The 2994-nt window shown below is 78.5% G+C and carries 1 protein-coding gene and 1 pseudogene; one reads left to right on the top strand and one right to left on the bottom strand.

The genetic code is table 11. From position 1 onward, the window contains the following. Positions 1-90: 90 nt before the first annotated feature. Positions 91-2586, bottom strand: coding sequence for a hypothetical protein (locus ACIQVL_RS31675; protein ID WP_403477053.1), 2496 nt, complete (start codon positions 2584-2586; stop codon positions 91-93). Positions 2587-2679: 93 nt separating this feature from the next. On the opposite strand from ACIQVL_RS31675, the pseudogene ACIQVL_RS31670 reads away from it, so the two are divergent. Further along, positions 2680-2994 (top strand): annotated as a pseudogene (locus tag ACIQVL_RS31670) (hypothetical protein); the annotation flags it as partial.

Below are 2994 nucleotides of genomic sequence, written 5' to 3'. Positions count from 1 at the left end.
GCACCTGGCACATCGCACCAGCCAGTGCATGAGCGGAGGGCTGTCCGGCCTGACGGCCGGACAGCCCTCACCAAGATCTTCATCAGCCTTCTAGGGGCCCTCGCCCACCGGGCCCGCGCACCGCTCCGGCCAGCCTCCGCCGCCGTTCTGGGCGCCCCGGCCGCGGAGCAGCTCGTCCAGGCCCGCGAGCGCGGCACGGTCGGCCCCGCCGAGTTCGGCGTCCCCGTCCTGGCCCGGTGCGGACGCCGGCGCCCCGCCCGAGGCGGGCAGTTCACGCAGCAGGACCACCGGGGACGGGCCGCCGCGCCGTACGTCGAGGACCATGAAGGGCGTGCCGGGGGCGAACACCACTTCCGGAACCACCAGCTCCGAGACCACGGCTTGCGGGCCCTCCTCCGGCTGGTCCGGGTCGGCGAACAGCGACCGGGCGAGGCGGCCGGTGACCGACCAGACGGCATAGCGCGGGCCGCGCGGCCAGGCCGCTCCCCCGGTCGCGCGCACGCCGGTGAGCGGGGCGCGGTCCCAGAGGACGGTGCCGGGGCGGAGCGGATCGGTCTCCGGGTCCTCCGCCTGCGGCAGCGCGGAACCCGCGCCGCGCAGGACCGCGCCGCGGTGGGTCGGCAGTCGCCGCAGGCCGGACACCAGGCAGGAGGCGAACGGCAGGAGCCGGTCGTCGCGCCCGTGGCAGGCCGCGGCGACCGCGTGGTGGTCGAGCAGCCCGCCCGCGTCGTCGAGATGGAGGAGAACCGCCGTGAGGTCCGCCTCGGCTGCTGCCCGTTCCCCGTCGGTCAGGGCCGGCAGCCGGGTGAGCGCGCGGGCGACGGCGGGCGCGTGCCGCTCCCACGCCGGGCCCGCGAGCAGCCGCAGCGCCGTGTGCTCCGCGGGACTGCTGCGGTGACCGGCCCGGAAGGGGGACCGGCCGGGCACCGGCCCCGCCGGCCGTGTGGCGTCCGGCCGGGACGGTCGCGGCCGGGGCGTGCGCCGGTCGGACGTGTCCAGGGCGCCCGGCGCACCCGGCGCCTCCGACACGGCTGACGCGTCCGACGACAAGGTGGTGACCGGCGTGGGGCGCCTGCTCAGGTGCTCCCACGCCTCGTCGAGGTCGGGGCCGGCGGGCGGGTCCGGGGCCAGCGGTGCCCGGGGGGCGGCGGTCTCCGCCCGCCCCCCGATGAGGTGCTCCCACGCGTCGGCGAGATCGGGTACGGCCAGTGGATCCGCCGCGGTGCGGGGCACGGCCGGTGCGGCTGCGGCAACCGGGTTCCGCGGGTACGGGACGAGGTGCGCCCCTCCGGTCGGGGCCTGGACGCGCAGGCCGTGGCGGGTCTCCAGCTCGCGCAGGGCGTCGGCGTCCTCCGGTGCGGAACCGTGCACCTGGAGCGTGGCGTTCGCACGCGTCTGCGGCGGCAGCGAACCGAGCAGCCGGTCCAGGGCGGGCCACAGCGAGGGGTCCGGCCGCTCCCCCGGGACCCCGGCCTCCACGACCGGTCCCGCCGGGCCGACCGCGAGCCCCGCAGCCGGGTGGGCGGCAGCGTGCTCGCCGACCCACAGGCCGGCCCGGGTCACCGTCACCTGCCAGCGGTCGGTGAGCCGGACCGCTCCGTCGGGCGGGTCGTCCGGTCCGTGCAGCGGTGCCGCGCAGCCCAGCAGCCGGGGCTCCCGTCCGGGCCGGCACTCGGCGGCGTTGACGAACGGTACCCAGCCGGGCGCGCCGTCCGTCCCGATCACGACGGAACGGACCGCGCGTGCGCCGCCGGACGGGCCGTCGGTCAACAGCGGCAGTCCGGTCGCGGCCGTCACGGGGGCGCCGAGCCGGTCGGCCAGTCGCTGGGCCAGCGGCAGCAGGTCCAGGGGACCGCCGGGTGCCAGCCGCACCGCGTCGCGCACCGGCTCGGGCAGCGCGGACAGCACGGCGGCGACGTCGTCGGCCGACGCCTCGTCCCCCGGCGGACCGCCGACGACCACGGTGAGCCGCCGGGGATCGAGCGGAACGCTGTGGTGGAGATCGCCCGGTACGGTGGCGGGCGCCTGCGCGGGCCGCAGCAGCAGGCCGGCCGGGATCCGCTCGACCACCTGGCCGCCGGCCGTGCGCTCGGGAACGGCGTCGAGCGCGGCCTCCCACGCGGGCCTCGGGCACCGCGCGCCGAGCAGCACCGGGGCGAGACCGGGGGCGAACCCCAGCCATCCGCCGGGGGCGTACAGCGAGGCGCCCGGCACCGTGTGCACTCCGGCGGTGGGGGCCTCCACGGTGACGGCCCAGCTGTCGGCGACCCGCCGGGCCAGCGCCGGACGGCCGGGCCGCTCCTCACCCGCGCCCGCCATCGCCAGGCGTACGGCCGTGTGACCGGCCCCGCGAAGCGCGTCGAGCGCTCCGCCCAGCCGGGGCCAGAAGTCCGCCCGAGCCATGGTCTGGGGATCGGAGACCAGCGTGACCGTCCGGTCGCCCGCCCAGCGCAGCACACGGGCGAGGTCGTCGACCTCGTCCACAGGCCCGGAGGTGCCGGAACGGAGCACCAGCAGGCAATCGTGCTCCTCGACGCGTACCGCCCCGTCGTCCACGCCGGTCTCCCTGGGGGTTGCCTGTGCCATCCCCGCTCACTTTCGGGTCGATGGGAGGGTGCGGCGGACGCGAGGACGACGCCGCCGGTGCGGGCGTCCGCCCCGAGGTCGCCCTTCCGTCCCGTGTCCGTGCCGCATCAGGAACGCCCCGCCACGGCCGAGCAGGAGGTGGCGGCCACGGGTTCGTCGGCGTTCCCGAAGGCCGACGGCTGCGGCGGGAGAACACCGGTGGTCCTCGGCTGCCCGGACGGCACCACCGGCACGAACTCCCGCTGCGCGGGCGACCGCCGCACGCGCGGCGCGGCGGGGGCAACAGGGAGAGGGGCGGCAGGGGCGACAGCGGGAGCAGGGGCCGACGGCGTGCGCGACTCGATGCCGGCCCGGGATGTCCGCGCCGCGACTGCCGCCGGAACCGTCCGCGACTCACCGCCAGCCGCA

Origin of the sequence: Streptomyces sp. NPDC090499 (assembly GCF_044769305.1) — a bacterium.
Lineage (GTDB): Bacteria > Actinomycetota > Actinomycetes > Streptomycetales > Streptomycetaceae > Streptomyces.
Note: the sequence above shows the minus strand (reverse complement) of the source record. Positions and strands in the feature narration are given on the sequence as shown.

What these genes read in the sequence shown, in the direction of transcription:
- ACIQVL_RS31675 (WP_403477053.1), bottom strand. Translation starts at nt 2,586, where the DNA reads ATGGCACAGGCAACCCCCAGGGAGACCGGCGTGGACGACGGGGCGGTA.